The sequence below is a fragment of the Leptolyngbya sp. FACHB-8 genome, from assembly GCF_014695575.1.
GTDB lineage: Bacteria > Cyanobacteriota > Cyanobacteriia > Elainellales > Elainellaceae > Vacuolonema.
The window spans coordinates 53,183-76,425 of the sequence record NZ_JACJOO010000072.1 but is presented as its reverse complement, the minus strand read 5'-3'; the positions used below and the strand labels follow the sequence as shown (position 1 = coordinate 76,425).

Here is a 23,243-nt window from a genome sequence, read left to right as displayed (position 1 = left end):
CGGGGCTAGTCTCAAAATACTGATTCCAAATCACCATGAAGATGCCGTTGATGGTCTATCCCCTATAAAACAGGGCGTAGATCATCAACGGCATCTTCACATTGAAAAGTATTACATGTAAAAAATTACACTTCTTTCTTTTATAGCGCTGTGCGCGTTGATTAAGTACGGTGGTGTAGGGCACTTCGTGTCCCACACCACCGTTGCTGCACCTAATACACTCACCATTGCTATAAGGGAAAGCAATAAGGTAAAGCAGGGTTGGATACTGAAGCAACCCGCCGATACAAACTCTATTACGGTAAGTTTAGAAGCCTAGAGCAACGGAAACCCGTTTTTTTTGTTGTGCGCTATGTAACAAAAAAGAGACTTAGTAAAAGTAAACATTTCGCCGTTTTTCGAGACCTCTCGCAATCTAAAGAAAATATTAAAAACAAATGGAGACAGTCTTTTCGCTGGCATTCTAGTAATAGATAAATGGGGTCGCACCGATAAAGACCCTACAGTATAAATCCTAATAAACATGGGCATAGCGCCAGTTTCTATTGTTGAGGCTGGCGCTTTCCCATTGCAGAGATTCCCAGGTAGACTGGAAAATTGTGTTACTGGGCCCTCTCTCTACAGAAGGAAACAGTTCCAGTAATTCTACTCTGGCGTTTTATTTAAATTAATGCCTCCACCGGGCATATTTCTTGATGGAACGGTTCCCGTCGTTCTACTCGTACGCCAGACGTCCTGCTATTTCTGCATCATCTGCCTAGACCCTATGAAACCGCAAACGCTGGTTATCAAAATTGGAACCTCCAGCCTTACGAACCCCGAAACAGGACTGCTGGCCCTCTCTACCATCACGGCCCTTGTAGAAGTTCTGTGTCAATTGCAACGGCTGGGGCATCGGGTTGTACTGGTGTCATCGGGAGCCGTTGGGGTCGGGTGTACACGACTGGGGCTCAAAGAACGGCCTCGTACTATGGCCATGAAGCAGGCCGTCGCTGCCGTTGGACAAGGGCGTTTAATGCGGGTCTACGACGACTTCTTCACCTCCTTAAATCAGCCCATCGCCCAGGTTCTGATTACCCGAGGCGACTTGACTCAACGGAGCCGCTACGTCAATGCATATCGGACCTTTCGCCAACTTCTGAAGTTAGGAGTCATCCCCATCGTCAATGAGAATGACACTCTGGCAGTGGATGAACTGAAGTTTGGAGATAACGATACCCTATCAGCCATGGTTGCTGGATTGATCGGGGCACATTGGCTCTTCTTACTGACTGATGTGGATCGTCTCTACTCCGCCGATCCCCGCTCCAACCCTGAAGCACAACCTATCAGCCTGGTCGGCAATATTAAAGAACTGGAAGCTCAGGTGCAGGTGGGCGATCGCGGTTCCAACTGGGGTACCGGCGGCATGATCACCAAAATCACCGCTGCCCGTATCGCCACGAGTGCCGGAGTGCGCACTGTGATTATGGAGGGGCGATCGCCCCAAAACATCGAGAAAATTCTCCAAGGTGAACCCTTGGGCACCCAATTTGAACCTGCGGCGCAACGTCAGAATGCTCGCAAGCGGTGGATTGCTAATGGTCTAATTCCGTCGGGCAAGTTGTACCTGGATGCGGGAGCGGTACGGGCGATCGCCCACGCAGGCAGATCGCTCTTGGCCGCCGGCATAATTCAGGTGGATGGAGAATTTCTCCGCCGCGATTCGGTTCAATTGTGTGACGAGCATGGCAACGAAATCGCCCGAGGGATCGTTAATTACAGTAGTAGAGAGCTTCAACAAATCCGGGGGCACCATTCCGACAAAATTGTTCAAATTCTCGGTTACGAAGGGGCAGAGACCGTCATTCATCGGGACAATCTGGTGCTCAGCTAACGCCCCAACTCGCGCTAAACTCATGGTTGGCCTATCTTCATCATTGTTAACGGAGCATGCTGGACCTTAAACAGATTCGCGAAAATCCAGAGTACGTCCAGGAGCGGCTGAACCGCCGGGGGGGCGGCTATGATCTGACTCCCATTTTGGAACTGGATCGGCAGCAACGGGAATTGGAGGGACGGCGATCGCAACTTCAGGCCCGTAGCAATGAAATTGGCAAGGAAGTTGGCCAGAAGATGAAGTCGGGCACAAAACCTGATGATTCTTCTGTGTTGGCATTGAAAGAGGAAGGAAACCAGGTCAAAACCCAGATCGCAGATTTGGAGCCGCAGGAACGTGACCTCAAGGCCCAGATCGAAGCTCGCATGATGGAGCTGCCTAACCTGCCTAGCGACACAACTCCTGCAGGCAAAGACGAAGACGAGAACGTTGAGTTGTACCGCTGGGGAGACGAGTTCATTTCTCAAAATCCTGACATCTTGCCCCATTTTGAAATCGGGGAAAAGTTAGGCATCTTCAACTTTGAGCGCTCTACCCGTATTGCCCAAAGCCGCTTTGTGACCCTATTGGGAGCCGGAGCAGCCTTGGAACGGGCGCTGATTAATTTCATGCTCAATCGCCACTTGGAAGCGGGCTATACCGAGGTACTGCCACCCTTCCTGATTAATACCGCTTCGCTTACGGCATCGGGGCAACTGCCCAAGTTTGCGGAGGAGAGCTTTAAGTGCGATCGCGATGACCTATGGCTCACTCCCACCGCCGAGGTGCCCATCACCAGCTTCCACCGTGATGAAATTTTGGAAGCTGAATCCCTTCCCTTGCATTACTGTGCCTACACCCCTTGCTTCCGTCGAGAAGCAGGCAGCTATGGCCGCGACACCCGAGGGCTAATTCGCTTACACCAATTCGACAAAGTCGAGATGTACAAGTTCACCCACCCCGAACAATCAGAGCGTGAGCATCAAGCACTTCTGAAGGACGCAGAAGGAGTATTACAGGCCCTTAAGCTCCCTTATCGGGTGATTGAACTCTGTACTGGAGATCTGGGGTTTTCTGCGATTAAAACTTACGACTTGGAAGTATGGATGCCCAGCCAGGGCAAGTACCGAGAAATCTCCAGCTGTTCTAATTGTTGGGATTTCCAGGCCCGCCGTGCCAATATACGCTTTAAGGAAGCGGGCAAAAAGGGAACTCAATTTGTGCATACCTTAAATGGTTCTGGTCTAGCGGTAGGCCGTACGATGGCTGCCATTTTGGAAAACTATCAGCAACCAGACGGTACCGTTAAGATTCCCGAGGTACTGCAATCATTTATGAGCCGGGATATTCTCTAAAGTTCATTCTGTCCCGATCGTTCTCTGTTTAGGATTAAGCGCCGTGCGCTGCACGGCGCTTAATCCTTTCTGTTGTCCAGCAAAATGTCCTAGCTAAGGGTATCCTGCTGTGCAAGTCACCCTTAGCTTGCCAACTCTCAAAACCTAGAAATCAGCATGCTCTGCCTAATCTGCTAAACACCTTAGCAGTTCTCGCTTAAGTGCCTCATAGATTGATTTTGTAGGAGGTGTTCTTCACACCTCACACCACATTCTTTTGAACTGAACCAATCCGTACAGGGCTGTACAACTGTTTTGAAGAATTGATGAGGCTTGGGAGCCAATAAACCCGCTTGGGAATAGTTGGATACACAAGATTTTTGGGCTAGTACCAGAAGGGAACGTTTCAATGGGTACGAATTTGAAATATCGGATTGGTGGTTATCAAGCAGGTGGCCGCCCCAGCCAGGCTAAAGTTCATCAGATTGGACGATTTCAGCAGAAGCAACTTCCTCCTCGTGTTGACCTGCGGAAATTTATGACCGACGTAGAAGAGCAGGTTGGCAATAGCTGTGTTGCCAACGCCTTTGTTGGAGCCTATGAATATTTAGCTAAACGCGAGAACGGTGAATCTGGTGATGTAAGCCGTCTCTTTGTGTATTACAACGCTCGTGCTCGCCATAACGGCCAACATGAGGATAGCGGCACAGCTATGTACTGTGCGATTGAAAGCTTAATTGAACACGGTGCCTGTTGCGAAAATCTGTGGCCGAATGATGAAGCCATGATTTTTCAGTCACCCGATGATACTTCCTATGAGAATGCAGCTAATTTCACAATTACGGAAGCAGAGTTTATTGAAACAGACTTAGATCTGTGGCGACATACCTTAGCAGAAGGCTATCCTATTGCGTTCGCCCTGAATCTATTTGAATCATTCAATAGTGCGACTGAAAATCGAGGCCGTATTTCACTCCCTAAAAAATCAGAGAACGTGCGCGAAACCCATGCATGGCATGCCATGCTTTGTGTTGGCTATTCCGATAAAGATCAAATGTTCATTGTCCGAAACTCCTGGGGTCCAGAGTGGGGTGATAACGGATATTGCTATATTCCTTACGACTATGTAATGCACCAGGATTACAACGGTCATGATTCCTGGATTATCAAATCAGTTAACGATTTAGACTTCACATCAGAAGTTTGGGAGGAAGATGAATCATACTTCGCCGATGAAAACTCTTTGCTTCTGTATGACTTTTACATCACGACGGAAGACCCTGAAGGTTTTGCTGAAGCTCTAGATAGTTTGTGTCAGGAGTACATTGAGAGCGAGGAAGACTATTACTTTGACTATAACTACGAAGAATCTGAGGAAGAATTCACTCATCTAGAAATCCGAAACTTCGATCTAACAATCGAGGACGCTACTGAATTTCTGGAAGCTCTGAACACACTCTGCAATGAGTACGCCATAGATGAAGACTATGACTACGTAATCGGAAACAGTAGTGGACAAGAGGAAGAGGAAGAGGAAGAGGAAGAGGAGGAAGAAGAGTACAGCGACGAGGAAGAGGAGGAAGAAGAAGAGGAAGAAGAAGAGGAAGAAGAGTACAGCGACGAGGAAGAGGAGGAAGAAGAAGAGGAAGAAGAAGAGGAAGAAGAGTACAGCGACGAGGAAGAAGAGGAATATTCTGATGAGGAATAAGCAGATTATCTATTCTCTTAGGAAATTCATCCAGTCAAGCATCACAACTTAAGCTTCCTTATGCAGGGATAAATGGCTGTCCCTACTGCGAAAAATACTATTTCCCAGAGGGATTTTGCATCACAACAATCATGGGTAGGCAATAAGCGGAGGTGGGTGCTTTACACTTTCCCCCTGTTTCTTGCCCTTGCCTGGGATTGAAAGCGGGAAGTATTTCCTATCCCTGCCAAACATAAGCTGATTTCCAATGCTTAGTCGCTGATACTCAGACGGCTAAGCTTTCCGAGTTTGTAGGTGGGGGTGCGAAGCACCCTCACCTGCAAACATGGCTTGATTTAATAGGACATGCTTTAAAACTCGCTAAAAGGGTTCGTTTTTCGTGTATTTTGCGCACGAAAAACAAACCCTTTTAGAACAACCCCTAGGAGCTTGGCAGAGCATATTTCTCTTTGGATCGGGCCTGCCTCAAACGCCTTCGAGGATTCACGATTGGCGGATGTGCAGCCAGTAATCCCGATACCCCACCCAGAGCCATAACATAGATTGGGTTAATCATGGCGTTGAGCACACAATCCACCATATAGAGAGTAATGATTGTAACAAGCACGGCCGATGAGGCCGCGATGGGATGCGACCATGCTCGAATAGGATACGCTCCCAGGCTAAATATTATCGGTGGTATTAGCATGGCAGCTGTCATGCTAATGAGCCCAAAGAGACCGCGATCGCCAAACGCAATGATCCACAAGCTATCCGTCACTGTCAGATCCTTACCGTTCTCGTCATAAACGCGAGCTCGTCCCCAGCCGCCCCAGCCAAACACAGGTTGTTCCCGAGCCCTTTCCCCTAAAATTTCCTCATTTTTCATACGAAATTCCAGGGATTGAGCACGTTCCTCACCAAACGTGTTAGTAATCTTCTCGATTAAAACTTCCCGGCGTTCAGGGGTAATCATACCGCTTGCTGCCGTATACAAATAAACATTCACCAATGCGACAATCAGCAGCAGCAGAATTGACGTGCGCAGATATTTTCCGGCATAGAGGATGGCAAGACCAAACAGGAGCAACATATAAGCTCCTGTTGATTTACATAGAATGAATGTAACAAGGATGATAGGGACTAACCATTTCATCTTAATCCCCCATACTTCTTTAACCACCCCTGTTTGCCAGAGCCAAATGCCAACAAGGGTAGCCGCCATCATCCAGGCTCCAACCGCTAGACCGTGCTGCATAAATACAGTGGGTCGATATCCGCCGTAGCGAATTGTTTGGGAGAAATCTGCATGGGCGTGGAAGCCATACACCATGCGATGCAACTGCGGGCTAAAGCGTAACTCAAAAAAGATAAAGGGAATGTAGGCTAAGCCACCAATAAAAATGGCAATAGCTAATTGCTTGAGACCTGCCCAATTTCCAAGATATAGCCGTCCCAGAAAGTAGGGTAAGCCCCACGAAATAGTTTGCTCTAAACTCTGGGAGAAACCATCATAAGCCCCCAAACCATTGGTTAAAGAGGAGGCCATTGGACTGGCGCACCAGAGCAAAATAGGAATGTCAATCCAATGGGGTCGGAAGGTTGTAAAACGCCCACTATCGAATAGAGCCGTCGCGAGTAAAACACCATAGCAGGTTGCCGACATTTTGGTATAGTCTGGCAGACCGGGCAATGGAAATGATGCCTGCGGAAGGAATAACCAGGCTGCGACAAAGCTGATCACGATCGCCCGACTGGCTGGATACCTCGAAAACAGGTACAAAACCATGGGTATCCAACCAAACATGACCAGGGGGACGAGTGGGCTCATAGCTCAAAGGGGGTGATCATTATGTGGACGCAGGGATAACTATCCCAAGCAGGCATCAAGCGACCTAGCAGAAGCAACATCACATTGCAGCGGAATGAAACAGATGCTCAAGTGGGAAACCAAAGCCGCAAGCAACCCGAATGCCAATGGCAGCAGCCAGAATCAGAAGAAAAACTCCCGTTGCCATTAAATCCTGATTCAGGTTGTTAAATTTCTCCCGGACAGCCCCATAGCTGATGACAACGTACATGGGTAAGTCGTGGAAGGCAATAACAAAAACGGCAGCTTCAAAACCAGCAACGTTGTAAGCCGCTGGAACTCCCAGTATCAGGATCAAAAACCGAATCATGTAACCCGTGGTGCCATAGTAGGGTTTGCCCAACCCTAACAAACACGAGTTCATTGTGTCGTAAAGTACTGTATGCCAGAATCCTATAGCCAGTACTGTCAAAATCCAGGCGTCCTGGCTATAGCGGCTGTCATACAAGAATTTGACAAGCAGATCGCCCCCCGCTATCAGAATACTTGCAAACACAGCTGCCCCCATCAGTAACACCCATCGCTTCTTCAAAAAATTACGACGAAGTTCTGAACGTGGAGTGTCTGCAGATTTAGCGATAATCGGGAAAATAACATTTGAGCCTAATGTCGTCACAACTTGCCGCGGCAAATCCGACAGGGACAAACAAACGGTGTAAATCCCCAGCATTTCGATGGAGACGATTTTTCCGACAATCAAGCGATCGCTCTGCATTGCCAGGAACGTAAATGCAGTAGAAAGAAAAATCCAGCGGCCAAAGCGGAACAGCTCTTGAGCACAGGTCTTGTCCCAGGCAAACTGGTTCCGCACCCCGGGCAACCAAAAATGGCTCAGTATTAGCTTCAGCGCAACACTGATCATAGTTCCTGCGACAAGGGCCCAGATAGTGGGTTGGAAATAAGCCCAACTCACCATGATGGTCAGCGAGAGCACTTGAATTGCAAGCTCTAGCAGGGTAGAGGTTCGAAGATTCATCTCCCGCTTCAGCAGCATCAGGGATGTAGAGTTAAACCCCGCCATGAGGCTGCTCAGGCCCAAAATGGGCATGATCATCAAAATACGCGCGTCACCATAATAGCGACTAACGGGATAGGAAAGAATGCAGCAGATCACCCAGAGGCAAAGGCCACGAATGGCCTGAAGCGTCCAGGCCGTATTCAAAAAAATAGGATCTTGCCCACGCTTATTCTGAACAATGCTGGGGCCGATCCCAATATCTGAAAACAAGGCCAGCCCGATCAGAAACGTATTCATCAGGGCCATGAGGCCAAAGAGTTCAGGAGCCAGTAAACGAGTTAGGATCAGGTTCCCAATAAAGCGCAGTCCGTTGGATGCACCGTATCCTAAAACAGTCCAGAATGCCCCATTGACAGCAAGCTTATTGAGCGAAGTTGTGGACGCCATGAACAATGATCTCCTGGGATGGTGCAGTACGCTCAAACAATGGGGGTTGACGGCATTGACACGTCTGAGGTGGGTGCGGAGCGGGGTGTTTCTGACAGGGGTAGCGCCCGGTAGCGCCTGAAACAGTTAGCCAGATGGGTGGCTTCTGTAACGATATTGTGGCGCTGAAGCACACGATCGCGCCCGTTCTGCCCCATAGCCTCCAGGGTTGCGAGAGGCGTGTTCAAACAATCTTTCATAGCCTTCACTAAACTTTCTGTAGAGCCGGGTGGAACCAGCCAACCACATTGCCCAGGTTCTACCAATTCAGGAATACCTGCCACATAGGTTGTAATCACAGGCCGTCCCAGAGCCAGCGCTTCCATAATGACAACGGGCAACCCTTCAGCAAAACTGGGAAGAACCAAGGCACGAGAAGCCTGGAGGTGTTTCTGAACCTGTGCGCCGCTGGCCCAACCGGTAATTTCAATATGGTTTTGCAAACGATACTGGGCGATCGCCTCCTCCACCTCTTGCCGCAGCGGGCCATCCCCTACCAGCACAACCTTAAACGGCAGCCCTTCGGCAGCCAGTTGCTTAATCGCTTCCAGTAAAAGTAGATGTCCCTTTTGTTCACTTAGACGCCCAACACAAACAAGTTGTGGCACATCCGGAACAGGCGTAGGGGAAAGGGCCAGGAACTGCTGGTCGACACCACAGTGAATGACGTGAATTTTGTCCCATTGTTGGCGATCGCACCAGCGATAAAGCTGACTGCGGCTAAAGGAACTAATCCCCACCACAAAAGCCGCCTGACGAATTTTTTCGGTTAGGGACAGAGTTTCGGGCCGGTCAAACTCCTCAGGGCCATGCACAGTAAAGCTATAGGAGGGGCCTCCCAGGGCTTTACACAGAAGGGCAACTGTCGTGGAATTGGTGCCAAAGTGCGCATGGATATGCCGAATGCCATCTTGAGCCGTGTATTGATATAGGGCGCAGGCTTCCGCTATGTAAACCAGGTGATAGAGCAGATTGCGATCAGAGGTGCGACTGAGTTGAAAAGCCAGCTTTAGGGCAGCGAGCAAACCTTGTGGATGGGCGATCGCCACCTGTAGCAGAGGCGCAAGTAACCCTTTCAAGCCGTTCTTGAGCAAAACAGTAGTTTTGTCTAACTCTTCTTGATCCGCTTCGTCTACCAGTTCTGAATCACATGCCCGAATGGAAAACCGTCGAATGGGAACCCCTTGCGCTTCCAATGCTTGAATTTCCCGCCGGATGAAGCTGTGGCTCACTTTTGGGTATTGATTCACAAAGTAGGCGATCGCCATAGGTCGTGCTCGATGAGGAAACAGTAGACATTACACAATGAGACGTGAAAAGCCCATTGGATCAAGAGAAATTGTGATTTTCGAATGTCACCCTCTCAAAGGTTTCCCAGGTCTCCCTTCTAGATAACGTCGGGCATGAGTCCGGGCGTAAGACTATAAAACCAAGAGTGAGTTCATTTACATGATGGAGAGGGTTGTCTACCCTGATTTCTTTATTAACCATAGGTCAGCTGACGTAGGGTACTGGCATTGATCGCCTCCGTGGAAGGAGATTTTACGGCAGGACAGAGGTCTATAAATTCTTTGTAAAGTTTGCTTGTATTTTCAGGAGGAAATTGCTATAGCAATTCCGCTTTTAGACTTCCAATGACACAACCGAAACATCCAGTTTTTCCCAGGAAAATCAGATGTTTTGAGGAAAGTCATGGAGGCCTTTCTTCTAAATCTGTGATTCCTGTACAGAGCTTATACGCAGGAAATCAAAAATTTCAGCTTAATGAGCAGGACAACCACGTAAGCCATTGAGTTCTTAAATTTAAAGATTTGGAATGCACTTCATCAAGATTCGTTGAATGGAGGAACAAAATCAACAATACAAAAAGAGTGTTTGGATCATGACACTGAGGATAATCCTGATTTTTTTCAAATTCCATAATTTTTTCATCAAGCTGGCTTGTTAATGTTGCTTATGTAAAGTTGTTCCTAATACGGATCAGCCTATCCCAATCTTTTGCCAGCATTAGCAGTAATCAGAGTGTTGCGTTGTTCTACCTATACTGACTGATCCGTATTTGTAACGATGTCCAGGGCAACTTTTTGGATTTGTGATGATCCGTTACAGGAGATGGGCATTCTGAAGGTACCCAGCCGTCGCCAGAGCATGACCGCTTCGCGAGCCTGAGTTCCCTGCTACTCCTGAAAGATGACGTTGCCCCCCCTCAAGTCACTGAACTTCATGTCATTGCCATTTGCTAGTCCCATGCATGATTCCCCTATCTCCACGACCCGTGCCTGGAGTTCTAATTTCTCTGTGCGAGCGTTCATTAGCCTCGGGGTGTTAGCAGTCGTCGCGATCGCCCAGCCTTCCCCCAGCCTGGCCCAGCCGGCCCAACCTCAATCGGCTCAATCTCAGTCACCGCAAGCTCAGTACACGCCCTATACAGGCAGTGTGGTACCCGGCATTTCCCCCTACCGGCAACCTGACTTAGAACCCTACATCCTGGGGGCCGGCGATGGGATTCAAATCGACATCTTTGATGTGCCAGAGTTCAGCGGGCAAAACGGGCAATACACCGTACTAATTGACGGTACCCTCAACCTGCCCTGGGTTGGGAAAGTTCCCGTACAGGGGTTAAACCTGGAACAGGCGGCTCAAGTTTTATCTCAGCGATATGCTCGCTTCATCAACGATCCGTTAATTACCGTCACGCTATTGACCCCCCGTCCCCTGCGAGTTGGGGTTGTTGGGCAGGTCAACCGTCCTGGTGTCTATACCGTTGCGGCCAATGCCACCGATACACAGCGCTTTACCGTAACCCAGGCTATTCAAAATGCGGGCGGAATTACCCAACTGGCCAATGTTCGAGGCATTGAGGTGCGCCGCCCCCAATCCAACGGTAGGGATGAAAACATCTCCATTGACCTGTGGAGTTTCCTGCAAACTGGTGATTTAAGCGAAGATTTAGTACTCCGAGACGGAGACACGCTGGTCATTCCTGAGGTCACCGCACTGACGCCAGAAGAAGCCACGCAACTGGCGAGCACTAGCTTTTCTCCGGAAAGCATCAATGTCAACGTTGTAGGTGAAGTGGTTAACCCCGGACAACTGGCTGTGCTGCCCAATGCGACCCTCAATCAGGCGATTTTGGCCGCCGGTGGGTTTGATAACCGGCGAGCTCGTCGTAGGGACGTCCAACTCATTCGTTTGAATAACGATGGCACCGTTGATAAGCGAACCATTCCAGTCGACTTTGCAGAGGGAATTAGTGAAGACAATAACCCCTCGCTCAGGAATAATGACATCATTGTGGTGGGACGATCAGGGATTGCAAGTACATCAGACTTCCTGGATACCGTTTTGACACCTGTAACGAGTGTCTTTTCAATTTTCCGTCTGTTCGGGTTTTAACCACGCCCTTAAGCTATAGGGCTTTGAGAGTGCATCAAGCCGAAGATCGTCATCCCCTACGAGGTCGTAATGGTTAAAGAATTGGATCTACTCGACGAAGATTCTCTGGAACCCCTTGAAGTCAGTAGTACACCGAAACAAGGGCTTCCTATTTTCCCGTTGATTCGTATGCTCCTCCGTCGTTGGCCCATCATCGTAGGGTTGGCCGGGGCAACAACGGCCGCAGCTTGGATGTCCACATCTGCTGACCCAACCGTCTATAGCGGCAACTTTCGTCTGCTGGTAGAGCCGGTTACGTCAGAAGCGCGGATTGCGGAACCGACTAGCCTTTCACGTACAGCGGGCGGGGTTCCCAGCCAGGATATGTTCCGACTGGACTATCCGACTCAGATAGAAATCCTGCGTAGCCCCCAGGTACTTCAAGATGTTTACGAAGCGGTTCATGCTAAACATCCGGAATTTACCTACTTTGCACTGACACAAGGGTTAACCGTAGCTCGTGCTGGCGGCAAAACTCAGGAGAGCCAAACCCGTATCCTTGACGTCAGCTATCAAGGCACAAATCCTGAAGTTGTGCAGGATGTCTTGAATCAGGTGAGAGATAAGTATCTCAATTACAGTTTGCAGGATCGTAAGAGCCGCATCGGTGAAGGGGTTAAGTTTATTGATGATCAACTGCCTGACCTGGAAACGCGGGTTAATGCTCTAGAAGAGGAAATCCAGTCTTTACAGCAAGACTATGATTTGCTCGACCCGACTAGCCAGGGGCAAGATCTCAACACACGTTTGCAAGATATTGGCAATCGGCAGTTAGAAACCCAGCAAACTTTACAGGAAACCCGAACACTCTACACGGCACTTCAACGTCAATTGCAGCTCACCCCAGATGAAGCGATCGCCGTAGCTGCCATTAGCCAGGACCCTCGTTATCAGCAATTGCTGACAAATATGAATGACCTGGAAGCACAACTGGCCACTGAAAGAGCCCGTTGGAGCGATGAAGCCCCTCCCGTACAACGCCTGCTTGAACGGCGAGACAATCTTTATAACTTGCTGTCCCAGCGGAGTCAGCAGATTTTGGGAGGCCTGGCTCAGGTTGACCAAAATACGGAACTGACAACCTTCCAGGACGACGTACGGCTTGGGTTAATTGACCAATTAGTTGAAACTACCAATCAGCTTCAAGTTCTAGAGGTACGGAACCGCATCCTGGCTCAAAACCGGGTCGCTGTAGAACAGCAAGTGCAGCAGTTTCCTGAAATTTCGCGACGCTATATCGAACTTCAGCGACAGTTGCAGATTGCAACCCAAACCCTGAACCAGTTACAAAGCCAGCGAGAATCTTTGAGAGTTGCCGCAGCTCAGAACGAAGTGCCCTGGGAAGTCATTGCAGAACCTCAGGTACCCAAGGATGAATTCGGCAATGCCATTGGCACCCCCAGCAGTAACATGAAGGCGTTGGCAGCGGGAGCTGCTGCTGGTTTGGCTCTGGGCCTGGGTCTTTCAATCTTGATCGAACGGAAGCAAGATACCTTTTACGATGTGGATGATGTAAAGGATCTGGTACCCGCTCCACGATTGGGCATCATCCCTGTCTGCACCGATGGCGATCCGTCTCTCCAACTGGTTACGATCTCCCACTCCAATGGTCAGATTGAAGAGTTGAGCCAGGGGTCGTTTGATTTTCAGGAGGCATTTGAAACCCTCCATACCAATCTCAGGTTCTTACATAGCACGTCACCCGTGCGATCGCTCGTTGTCTGCTCAGCCACTCCGGGGGATGGAAAAACCACCACCTCCTTACATCTGGCTCGGGCGGCGGCGGCAACAGGGCAGCGGGTGCTATTGGTCGATACCAATTTGCGATCGCCCCAGGTTCACCGGAAGTTGCGCTTGTCCAACAACCGGGGTCTGTCGGATATACTGCGCCGCAAAGCCAGTCACGATGAGGTAATTCAATCCGCACCTGAGGTAGAAAACCTGGATGTGCTCACGACCGGACCGGTTACATCTGGGCTCACACGCCTGATGGCATCGCCTCAAATGAAGGGGTTAATGGGCAAATTGGAATCGCTTTATGATTTGGTGATCTATGACAGCCCCAACCTGGTGGAAGCGGTGGATGCTAATTTTATAGCCGCTAACGCTGATGGAATTTTGATGGTGGTGTCGGTCCGCCAGACCAGCCGTTCCAAGGTGGCTCAGAGCATCAAGAAAATTAAAGAATACGACCTACCCCTGCTGGGTACCGTTGCCAACCGTGCCTCTAAACCGGTTCGAGAGAATATTCCTCGGTGGGATGAGGATGAGGATGATTCCCCAGAAGAGTTGCTGCTTCCGGCCTCGGAGAGTTCCCCGGTCTATTCCCAAATATCAGCCAAGCAGACCGCCTATGTGCGAGATTCAGAATCATAAAGCCCGAATTGCTCTTGCAATTTAAGCCATTGCAAGAGCATCTGCATACCCTTTTTCAACCTGTTTATTGGGTTTCTATCCACCCCTAGCGGATGCACTGTGTCAGTGCGTCCACTGGTTGGCTCAGTGATGTCTTTTCAATAACCTGAGTTCGGGTTAAGGGTGTTTTCGAGTGCCGCGCGTTGCGCGGCACTCGAAAACGCTCATTTTGGCGTGCGCTTTGCGCACGCCAAAATGGGCACTTCAGCTTATCCCGAACTGAAGTTTCAATAAGAAGCTGCGCCTTTTCTGTGTCCTGATGCGTCAGGACGCAGAAAAGGCGCAGCTTCTTATTGAATTGGTATTCGTGCATTCTGGTTGGAGTGGTTCATGCATCCCAGTCAACAAAAATGCTTCAGTTTTGGCGACTACGAAAAGATTATGCAAGCTTCTTCTTTAAAACAATTAAGGTCAGGTCATCAAAAATGGTGTGGTCGCCAATGTGCGATCGCACATCTTCCAATACAGTTTCCAGAATCAATTGAGATGTTTCATCCCAATGCTCTTTCACCACGGTGATGAGCCTATCTATCCCATAAAATTGGCGGTCAGCATTCTCCGCTTCGGTAATGCCATCGGTGTAGAGTACAACCCCATCCCCCGGCTCCAAATGAATTTGAGTTTGGGCGACAAATTCTCGAATATCAGACACCATACCCAATGGGAACCCTAAGTCTATGGTGTCGAGTCGCTTCAACTCGCCATTGGCCCGTACCACTAGCACTTCTTCATGTTGGCCGCTGACATGCAATTGTCCATCCCGGTAATCCAATAGGGTTAGGGTTAAATTCTTACCCGGACTGAGCCGTTGTGCATTTTCGTAAATCACCTGATTCAGCAAATTCAAAAACTGCGGCAAATCTTCTCCTCGGGTTGCAAGCAATGTGCGGACAGCAGTTTGCACCATAATCATCAGCACACCGCTCTGTAACCCGTGTCCGGTGACATCTCCAATTCCCACTGTAACCCGACCCTCATTACAGATAATGTCGTAGTAGTCGCCACCTACCTCCGTTGCTACTTCCATAAAACCTGCAATGTCAAGGTCGGCGATCGCCGTCAACTCATGCTCCCGCGGTAAAATCATCTGCTGCATCTGGCGAGCAACCTCCAGTTCCGCTCCCATGCGCAGGTTTTCAGCCTGTAACTGTTGATTCAGTTTGGTAATTTCACTATTCGCAACCTGGAGCTCCTGGGTACGTTGCTCGACCCGATCTTCCAACGCTTCATTTGTGGTTTCCAGGGCTAGAAATGCATCCTGAAGCTGATGGGCCATTTGCTCAAAAGATTGGGCCAAACTTTCAATTTCTGCAATACCGCTGGATTTGATAGCGGCGATACCCGTTTCTTTACCTAGATCAGCAGAGCTCGCCTTAGCAGCGAGGATTTGGGAAGCTGTGCTGAGGTTGAGAATAGGACGGGTGATTTGGCGAGCGGTCAGAATGCCCAGCCCGGTTGCCAGCCCTAATGCCCCAAAGCAAAGCAGGACAGTGTTATAGGTATTGGCTTGAATCTGGGCCATAAAATCTGATTCTGGAATCACCACCACAATTAACCAATCCAGCCCCTTGCCATCCTGGAAGGGAGTAACCTGAACGAATTGGCGATCGCCCCCAGCGAAGCGAAGCCCCTCCCCCTCTCGGGTGAAACTTAGCTGCTGAGGCTCCTGAATTCGCGCCAGGGTGCCGAATTGATCTTCCAGAAATTGGGCCGTTGCTCGTACGGTAGGATTTTTGCTCTGAACCGCCTGAATCCGCCGCAGATTGTCATCTTCCCCGACGAGCAAATCCTCCTCTGTGGAACTAGAACTGGAAATGACGGTGCCCGAGCGCTCCAGAATAAAGGTCTCTCCAGTCTTTCCCACATTCAACTGACTCAGGAAGGTATCCAACTCCTGCGAGAGGAGAAAATCCACGGCGCACACCCCCAGAAATTGCCCACTTCTACGTTCAAACACGGGCTGACTGGCGGTAATCACTGGAACCCGAGCATCAAAATCAAGGTAGATATCACTCCAAACCGGTTGTTTCGTCTCCTGAGCGGCCTTGTACCAGGGGCGAACCCGGGGATCGTAGGGGCGATCGCCTCGCCGCACGACCTTGTCCACATTACCTTCTGTATCAATGGCCGAGTATCGGAATAGGTAGTTCGTGGAAGCGTTGCTGGTTTGCACCTCAAACGTATCTTGGCCCGCAGGAACGTTAGGCCGCCCGACCCCCATAAATGCCCCATCAGACTCACGGCCACAATAGATCAAGTTAGTTGCAGGAAAGGTTCGAGCCTGTTGCCAGAGGGGATAGGCATCCGGTAAGCGGGTCATATTCAGGCTGCCTTGTTGCATGGCACTGACATTGATCTGGTTCAACAAAAAGGGGGAATTGACATAGCTGCGTAGTTGCTGTTCGATTCGAGCCGCAATCTCACCCCGGAGTTGAGAGGCCAGATCATTGACAGCCCGTTGCCCATTGCGAAATGACAGGATACCCACTAACCCCACCGTTCCAAAAATTTGTAGAACAAACGGAACAATCAAAACGAATCGCAACGAGGGACGGGACAAGCGTGGCATAAAAACCTTTAAGAATAGCTAAGGCTAATACAAATAGATGAAGTGATGAAGGGTACATCCCACTTTTGCAGAGTTGGAAACCCACTTTTGTAAGTGAGGCGGGTGAAGCCCGCCTCACTTACAAAAGTGGGATGCACCCAATGATGAACGCCTCTGGCAGCAGGAAATATTTGAGAAATTCCATAAAAAGTTAATTTTTTGTGCTTTCCATGCCTAAAAAATTAACTTTTTCATGGGTTCTAAAATCGATTGGCCAGGTAGGTTAGCTTTAGAATTCCCGAACTGTTTTACGAAACTTCTGTTGGTTAACAAACGTGGAGACTTGCGATCGCCCCTGCAGTTTGCATCTGTTCCACAAAATATTTATGCTGTGTATGAGCTTCACTCAAAAAGTTTCAGCACAAATGCAATCAGGGGCAAGGCTGAACACCTCTTTTTAAAAGAAATTTTGTTCCGCTTTGCGAAGCGCTTCTCATGATCGAACCTCACTCAAACGACACGTCAGATGCTCAGCCTGTTGATGCCAGAATTACAAATTTAGAACGAGAGCTTGCACGACTGCAGCAAGTCAATCAAGATTTACAAATTTCCCTGACAACAACAGCCGAACATGGCGACCTAATTGAGTCTCAATTACATGAAGCAAATCGTCAATTAAAGGCCGAAATTACCGAGAGGCGGCGGGCTGAATCTACCCTAAGCACATTACTCCATTTAATTTCTCGTCAAAAGGAAGACTTAGAAATTATTTTGCAAACGATTACAGAGCATGGGGACGTTCTGGATATGCAGTGGTACGAGAAGCTGCGCTATGCCAACTTACTCGCATCCTATGATGGGCTAACGCAGGTGCCCAACCGTCGTCGCCTAGACGAGTATTTGGAACAACAGTGGCGGCAGATGGCCCGGGAGATGGCACCCCTCTCTGCTATTTTATGCGATATTGATTTCTTTAAGGAATATAATGACACTTACGGGCATCTTGCCGGCGATGATTGTCTACGACAAATTGCCCAAGCCTTAGCCCAGATTCTCAAACGTCCTACGGATCTACTCGCACGCTATGGGGGCGAAGAATTCGTCGGCTTGTTGCCAAAGACCGATCTGCGGGGAGCCATTGCGGTGGCATGCCAAATGCAGACGGCTGTGGAAGCCTTGCGGATTCCCCATGTACAGTCTCGGGTGTCGCCTTACGTAACGCTTAGCATCGGCATTTCTAGCGTGCTGCCCAACATGAGCTGTTCTTCTCAGGGTTTGTTAGACGAGGCCGATCATCACCTCTATCAGGCGAAACAACAGGGTCGGGCACGCATCATCTACCGGGGCATCCTATCCCATGGCTCTATGTTAAGCTCTCCTCAACTTGAGGAATACTAGATTCAGCCTTGACTTCGGGTGTGTAACACACGCTCAAAGCCAATCCTACAAGCAGTTCAGACACTACGAACCTACTTGCTGGTTCCTCACATCTATGATTGATACTACTGGAACTCATGTTTATGGTGAGTTCACATCCACAATTGCAGCTAGTGATGAGTACCTAACGCTGCATTTCTCCCCCAGCAACGCTCCCCGCAAGCAACGGTGGCGTAACTATGGCCTCTCGGCTGACTTTCTGGGAGATTATTTTGCTGCATTTTTTCCAGGCGATACTCCCACAAATGGGCAGATTAATCAGCGTGATACAGTTAAGGCCGCTGTTAGCTTTATTGCCAATGAGCTGTTGGAAAATGCAGTGAAATACAGCGAAACAGTTGGCGATCGCCCCATCACCATTTCTCTCTACCTCTACAAACAGAAAATCGTATTTCAGGTGGTCAATTTTAGCGATCGCTCCACCACCAAAAGCTATCAACAATTCATTGAAGAGCTGAGCCATTCTGACCCCGATATGCTCTATGCTCAACAGCTTGAAAAAACAGCTTTAGGTACTGGAGAATCCTGTATTGGCATCTTGACGATGATTAATGATTATGGAGCCAGCTTTAGTTGGCAATTTCAGGAGCTTGACAGTACTCCAGAGGTCGTTCAAGTTGCTGTGATGGTCTCTCTAGATGTGTAAGCTCTTGTAAACATCCCCGGATTTATTAGCAAGGACTATCGTGAATAAATGAGTCCTGCTATTTTTATAGACTTGGGAAAGGTTGATGTCACAGCCTGACCATACAGAACGGGAGCAATGGGAACCTGTGGAAATAAAGACAGACGAGTATAGTATCATTCAGTATCCAGAAACCTCCACGGTCGTCATTCAAGGATTTCTGCGGTTAGATGGAATGGAGGAGTATCAGCCAATCATGGATCTGTTACTGAGTGCAGTGGATGGAGCGGCGCGATTAACGCTCGATCTGACAGATCTGGAGTTTCTCAACAGCTCTGGCATCAGTACACTTTCCATGTTTGTTGTCAAGGTGCGTGAACGAAAAGATGTGCATCTTGTGCTGAAGGGCTCTGAAAAAGTCCTCTGGCAAACCAAATCATTAAAGAATTTGCAACGGTTGATGCCCAGTCTAACGTTGGAATATGTGTAACCGGTTCAACATCAATGGAGCCGAACGTTAAGATCGAGCCTGAATCTGGTTCAGATGTAGCGGTTCTCCGTGAGGAACTTGCACGGCTAAAACAGGAGAATGAAGATTTACGCATTACCCTTCAGGCCACCGTAGAACATGGCGATGTTGTAGAAGCTACACTGCGATCTACCAATGAAAGGCTGCAGGCGGAAGTGACGCAGCGCCAAATGGCGGAGACAGCCCTGCAAGATATTTTGTCTACCGTCTTACGGGATAAGCAAGACCTTGAGCTGATCTTAAAGGCTACGGCAGAACATGGTGATGCCCTGGAATACCAGCTCTACACCCAGGCTGTCGAAACCATGCGGGAGAGCGAAGCTCTCTTCCGAGCCATCGCTGAATCAACGCCTATTTTGATGATTCTGACCCAACGGTTAGATGGGGTCATTTCCTTTGCCAACATCACCTCGCGTGATCACCTGGGGCTAGAACCCCAGGCTCTGGTTGGGCACAAACTCCGAGACTTTATGGTCAATCCGGACGCTGAGGAGCACTTGCTAGAGAGGCTCCAGACCGAAGGACATGTGCGCAATTATGAAATGCAAATCCGCCGGGTCGATGGCCAGGAAGTTTGGGTATCGGCCTCCGTCCATTCGCTGCAGTTGGGTGGGAATCAGGCGTTATTAACAACGCTGTATGACATTAGCGATCGCAGGCGAGCCGAAGCCGCGCTTCTGGACTACCAACAACGCTTAGAGCAACAGGCCCAAGAATTAGAACAACGGGTTGAACAACGCAGCGATGCACTGTTGCAGGTGGAAGCCAAGTACCGCAGCATTTTCGAGAATGCAGTCGAAGGAATTTATCAAATTTCTCCCCAAGGGCGTTACTTGAGTGCGAACCCTGCCCTGGCTGAAATTTTGGGCTACGATTCGCCCGAGGAGCTGATGGAAAGCATCGTTAGCCTGGATCGTCAACTTTACGTTCAACCCCAACGACGATTTGAGTTAATTGCTTACCTATCTCGATTTGAATCAGCTTCCGACTTTGAATCGGAGGTGTATTGCAAAGACGGCACCAAAATTTGGGTAGCAGAGAACGTGCGGTTAATCCGAGACGCAGCAGGAAAAGTGGTGTGCTATGAAGGAAGCGTGCAAAACATAACCACTCGTCGACAGACAGAGGCCGAACTGCGGCATCAGCGAAAGCGAACCGAGCAATTGCTGCTGAATATTATGCCTCAGGCGATCGCCGAACGCCTAAAACGGGGTCAGAAGACCATTGTTGATAGCTTTACACGTGCCTCGGTTCTATTTGCTGATATCGCCAATTTTACGGCCCTTTCCACAGACATTTCCCCGGTGGAATTGGTGGAATTGCTCAACGCCATTTTCACGGCCTTTGACGAGCTAGCAACCTTTAAGGGCTTGGAGAAGATCAAGACCATCGGGGATGCTTACATGGTCGTGGGCGGCGTCCCCACACCAATACCGGATCCCATTGCCGCAACCGCAGAAATGGCTCTGGCGATGCAGGAGCTCATTCGCACATTTCACACTCCGACAGGCATTCCCTTAAGTTTGCGAATTGGGATTCACACCGGCCCCGTTATTGCCGGCATTATCGGCACGCGCAAATTTAGCTACGACCTCTGGGGCGATACGGTTAACGTCGCCAGTCGTATGGAAACCCAGGGAGAACCCGGTCGCATCCAGGTCACCGAGTCAGTCTACGAAAAGTTGAAAGACGACTACCGCTTTGAGAAGCGGGAAATCATCGAAATCAAGGGCAAAGGGCTGATGCAGACCTATTGGCTAACGGGCAAAAAGCCTTCCTGGGAAGCCAAAGAAACCACACAGCCTGAATAACCATAACTAATCTGAGTTCGAGAAAGCCCATTTTGGTGCGTGCAGAGCGCACGCCAAAATGGGCACTTGGGCTTATTCCGAATTGGGATTAACTAACGTGACGCTAGCAATAACCCAAATGGAGTTATCGATTTGAAAAAGTACTGCTTAAATGAAAGGCACAAATAGCCAACAACTGTCCAGCAACCGTAGCGAAAATTCAAAGGTTGCGGTTTGATGGCAGTGTGTGAACGGTGTGATGGAGGAGTGATGTGATGTTGAGTTGGGAACATTCCCCAAATCTCATACCCATGCTACGGGAACGGGCTTGGGTAGAAGTAGACCTGGGAGCGCTGGCACATAACGTCCAGCAAATCCGGCGGCGATTGGCCCCGCGAACCGAATTGATGGCGGTCGTCAAAGCCGATGCGTATGGCCATGGGGCCGTAACAATCGCTCGCACTGCCCTGCGCCACGGAGCCACTTGGCTAGGAGTCGCTACCATTCCTGAAGGCATTGAACTACGAGAAGCAGGTATTCAAGCACCTATTCTGCTGCTGGGAGCTACTAACACGGCAGAGCAGGTGAGAGCGATCGCTCAATGGAAACTACAACCGACCCTCTGCACCCCCAAGCAAGCACTCATTTTCTCCGAGACCATGGGTACGATGCGTTCCCGTTCTCCCCTGCCCGTTCACCTGAAGCTGGATACAGGAATGTCGCGGCTGGGAATTTCTTGGGAACAAGCCGCTGAGTTTGGGCAATTGGTGAAAAGTCTACCTCACTTAGAAATTGCCAGCGTCTATTCTCATCTGGCCACAGCTGATGATCCAAACCCAGGGATTATGCAGTTGCAGTATCAACGTTATGAGTCAGCGATCGCTCACCTAAAAGCCGCTGGAATTACCCCCCCTCGGCTCCACCTGGCAAATTCCGCTGCAACTCTGGCAGACCCATCTCTACACTACGATCTGGTACGTACAGGGTTAGCTATGTATGGCCTACATCCAGCTCCCCATCTAGTTGCAAAAATTCCACTTAAACCCGTTCTTCAGGTCAAAGCCCGCATTACCCAGGTCAAGCCCTTAGCCGCAGGTACTGGCGTCAGCTATGGTCACAAGTTCATTGCTGACCGGGATATGCAAATGGCTGTTATAGGCATTGGCTATGCAGATGGGGTTCCCCGGCTGTTGACGAATCGGATGGAGGTGCTGATTCGAGGCCAGCGTGTTCCTCAGATTGGTGCTGTAACGATGGACCAGCTCATGCTGGATGTGAGTGCTATTCCTGATGTGCAGGCTGGAGATGTCGTAACGCTCCTGGGCCGTGACGGGCAGGAGTCAATTTCAGCGGATGATTGGGCCAATACCCTCGGCACTATTTCCTGGGAAATTCTCTGTGGCTTCAAGCATCGGTTGCCCCGATTGACCGTCAATCATCCGCAAGAGGTCGTTGAAACCGCCTCACAAAATTGAATAGCAAGATTTTGTGAGGTGCGATGCGCCTCACAAAATCCACCGATCATGTTTCAAACCGATGGATGGGGTGTGGTGCAATAGGCACTTCCTGCCTATTGCACCACACCCCATCCAAATGCGTAGAAAACGACCAGTGAGTATTACGCAGTAAAACGGCGCATCAAGTACGCCACCCCAAAATCTCCGTTGGGGTGGTTTTCCAGCTTTTCGGCCAGATCGAAAATTTGTTGGGCTAATTCCTCCCCCAACTTCTCGACGGTAGCGCGGCGCTCACGATCCAAATATTCCTGTTCACGGGTTTGATGTTGCCAGTCTGCCGTGAACAGGTAGGGAACATCAGTGTGCAGCCCAAGATGAATGAGAACATCCCACTCATGGCGATCGCACCAGATACCACCACAGCGAGCACATCGTTCTACATAAAAAGCCGGATTGAGCCCAATCCGGGCACGGGCCAAAAAGCCATGACACTCGGGGCAAAGCCCCGCTCGGGCATCCAGAGCAGCAGGTTCATAGCCAATATCCAAATCAGCAGGAACTGGCTCCAGTTTGGAAGGTTCCTGCTGCTGCTGCCATTCATGGTAGACCTCCGGTAAAATCCAGTTTCCCTCGCATGCAGGGCAGTGTTTTGCGGGTAAATCTCCCGCAAGCACCACATCCATCAGGGATTCGGTTTTATCTTTCGGGCACTGCACTGAACCTTACCTCTAAGAAACTTCATTATTAAACCATTTTCAGTTGAACCATTTTCAGTCGATCTCAAGGTTTCATGGTGGCAAAAGAAGCGTATGGA

Annotated in this window: 15 protein-coding genes; 10 read left to right on the top strand and 5 right to left on the bottom strand. The window is 49.5% G+C overall.

Annotated elements, in window-relative coordinates:
* Nucleotides 1-766 precede the first annotated feature (766 nt).
* The 3 genes from proB to H6F91_RS19875 all read left to right on the top strand — a co-directional run bounded on the left by proB (nucleotide 767) and on the right by H6F91_RS19875 (nucleotide 4,900).
* Nucleotides 767-1,876, top strand: coding sequence for a glutamate 5-kinase (gene proB / locus H6F91_RS19885; protein ID WP_190774603.1), 1,110 nt, complete (start codon nucleotides 767-769; stop codon nucleotides 1,874-1,876).
* 56 nt (nucleotides 1,877-1,932) lie between these two features.
* Entirely contained in the window at nucleotides 1,933-3,213 is a 1,281-nt protein-coding gene (serS, locus tag H6F91_RS19880; protein ID WP_190774602.1) for a serine--tRNA ligase, read from the top strand.
* A 388-nt stretch (nucleotides 3,214-3,601) separates the two neighbouring features.
* On the top strand, nucleotides 3,602-4,900 hold the full coding sequence (locus H6F91_RS19875; protein WP_190774601.1) for a C1 family peptidase: 1,299 nt from the start codon (nucleotides 3,602-3,604) through the stop codon (nucleotides 4,898-4,900).
* 421 nt (nucleotides 4,901-5,321) lie between these two features.
* On the opposite strand, the gene H6F91_RS19870 is transcribed toward H6F91_RS19875, so the two are convergent.
* From H6F91_RS19870 to H6F91_RS19860, 3 genes are all read right to left on the bottom strand, one after another.
* Nucleotides 5,322-6,710 (bottom strand): O-antigen ligase domain-containing protein, encoded by a 1,389-nt coding sequence (locus H6F91_RS19870; protein ID WP_190774600.1) that lies wholly within the window; start codon nucleotides 6,708-6,710, stop codon nucleotides 5,322-5,324.
* Between the two features lie 79 nt (nucleotides 6,711-6,789).
* Entirely contained in the window at nucleotides 6,790-8,154 is a 1,365-nt protein-coding gene (locus H6F91_RS19865; protein ID WP_190774599.1) for an oligosaccharide flippase family protein, read from the bottom strand.
* A 32-nt stretch (nucleotides 8,155-8,186) separates the two neighbouring features.
* Nucleotides 8,187-9,461 carry a glycosyltransferase gene (locus H6F91_RS19860; protein ID WP_190774598.1) on the bottom strand — a complete coding sequence of 425 codons (1,275 nt, stop codon included), beginning with the start codon at nucleotides 9,459-9,461 and terminating at the stop codon, nucleotides 8,187-8,189.
* A 979-nt stretch (nucleotides 9,462-10,440) separates the two neighbouring features.
* Here H6F91_RS19860 and H6F91_RS19855 point away from each other — a divergent pair.
* Both H6F91_RS19855 and H6F91_RS19850 read left to right on the top strand, forming a co-directional pair.
* A complete protein-coding gene (locus H6F91_RS19855) occupies nucleotides 10,441-11,589 on the top strand; it encodes a polysaccharide biosynthesis/export family protein (protein ID WP_190774597.1) in 1,149 nt (382 codons plus the stop codon).
* 69 nt (nucleotides 11,590-11,658) lie between these two features.
* On the top strand, nucleotides 11,659-14,004 hold the full coding sequence (locus H6F91_RS19850) for a tyrosine-protein kinase domain-containing protein (protein ID WP_190774596.1): 2,346 nt from the start codon (nucleotides 11,659-11,661) through the stop codon (nucleotides 14,002-14,004).
* A gap of 418 nt (nucleotides 14,005-14,422) precedes the next feature.
* Here the strand turns inward: H6F91_RS19850 and H6F91_RS19845 are convergent, their stop codons facing one another.
* Complete coding sequence (locus H6F91_RS19845; protein ID WP_190774595.1) at nucleotides 14,423-16,612, bottom strand: SpoIIE family protein phosphatase; 2,190 nt, start codon at nucleotides 16,610-16,612, stop codon at nucleotides 14,423-14,425.
* Between the two features lie 474 nt (nucleotides 16,613-17,086).
* Between H6F91_RS19845 and H6F91_RS19840 the strand changes: the two genes are divergently transcribed.
* The 5 genes from H6F91_RS19840 to alr all read left to right on the top strand — a co-directional run bounded on the left by H6F91_RS19840 (nucleotide 17,087) and on the right by alr (nucleotide 22,447).
* Nucleotides 17,087-17,989, top strand: coding sequence for a diguanylate cyclase (locus tag H6F91_RS19840; protein ID WP_190774594.1), 903 nt, complete (start codon nucleotides 17,087-17,089; stop codon nucleotides 17,987-17,989).
* Between the two features lie 94 nt (nucleotides 17,990-18,083).
* Nucleotides 18,084-18,674, top strand: coding sequence for an ATP-binding protein (locus H6F91_RS19835; protein WP_190774593.1), 591 nt, complete (start codon nucleotides 18,084-18,086; stop codon nucleotides 18,672-18,674).
* A gap of 85 nt (nucleotides 18,675-18,759) precedes the next feature.
* Nucleotides 18,760-19,143: an STAS domain-containing protein gene (locus H6F91_RS19830; protein ID WP_199307938.1), complete on the top strand. Its 384-nt coding sequence runs from the start codon at nucleotides 18,760-18,762 to the stop codon at nucleotides 19,141-19,143.
* Nucleotides 19,144-19,157: 14 nt separating this feature from the next.
* Nucleotides 19,158-20,993 (top strand): adenylate/guanylate cyclase domain-containing protein, encoded by a 1,836-nt coding sequence (locus tag H6F91_RS19825; RefSeq protein ID WP_190774592.1) that lies wholly within the window; start codon nucleotides 19,158-19,160, stop codon nucleotides 20,991-20,993.
* Nucleotides 20,994-21,247: 254 nt separating this feature from the next.
* Complete coding sequence (gene alr, locus H6F91_RS19820) at nucleotides 21,248-22,447, top strand: alanine racemase (protein WP_190774591.1); 1,200 nt, start codon at nucleotides 21,248-21,250, stop codon at nucleotides 22,445-22,447.
* A gap of 143 nt (nucleotides 22,448-22,590) precedes the next feature.
* Here the strand turns inward: alr and H6F91_RS19815 are convergent, their stop codons facing one another.
* Complete coding sequence (locus H6F91_RS19815; RefSeq protein WP_190774590.1) at nucleotides 22,591-23,145, bottom strand: zf-TFIIB domain-containing protein; 555 nt, start codon at nucleotides 23,143-23,145, stop codon at nucleotides 22,591-22,593.
* Nucleotides 23,146-23,243: the final 98 nt, after the last annotated feature.